Below are 607 nucleotides of genomic sequence, written 5' to 3'. Positions count from 1 at the left end.
TTGCTGATTACCCGAACCGTCCGGCGCACGGTCCGCACCTCGCCTTTGGTACGTGTGTCGGCAAGCAACATCACTTTGAGCTTCTCCCCGACCTGCACCCGGTTTCTGGTTCTCTCCAGCTCATCCGCCCAGATGCCGTCTACCATCCGGCGATCATCTGGCTTGTCCAGTTCCTCGTCGTTTTCCTCCTCACCTGCACGCGTCAGCAGGTAAACCGCTTTCTGGCCGCGCGCACCGTCACCCTCCTGAATCAGTTCGCCCAGAGCACACATTTTCTTCACCGCAGCCCTGGTTCTCTCCAGTTCCTCGCCAATCGCTTCCGAAAGCTCCCGAAGGGTATTTCTCTTGCCGCCCCGAAGCTGCTTCTTGATGGCTGCCCGGCGTTCATCCATGCTTTTCATCGTCCTCTAACTCCCTTCATCCCGTACCGGGTTCCACAGCGCTTCCAGCCTCGCCCTGCGCCGCTGCGCCCACCATGCCCCACACCATCGCATCGTAGTCGTAACCATGTTCTTCCAGGTTGTGGAAGCGGTTCTTCTTGGCGACTTCGGCGGCCCCATCCTGCCTCTGCGGATTCTTTTCTCTCCTGCCCCAATTTCTAACCGCT

The 607-nt window shown here is 59.1% G+C and carries 2 protein-coding genes; both read right to left on the bottom strand.

Annotated elements, in window-relative coordinates; genetic code table 11:
• The coding region (locus DW720_RS15080) for a hypothetical protein (protein ID WP_147355521.1) at positions 1 to 401 on the bottom strand (401 nt) is incomplete at its 3' end.
• 16 nt (positions 402 to 417) lie between these two features.
• Positions 418 to 607: hypothetical protein (locus DW720_RS15810; RefSeq protein WP_207665590.1), on the bottom strand; the 190-nt coding region annotated here is incomplete at its 5' end.

The organism is Clostridium sp. AM27-28 (assembly GCF_003480955.1).
Taxonomy (GTDB): Bacteria; Bacillota; Clostridia; order Lachnospirales; family Lachnospiraceae; genus Otoolea; species Otoolea fessa.
The sequence above is the reverse complement of the archived record's forward strand: the minus strand, read 5'-3'. Positions and strand labels throughout refer to the sequence as shown.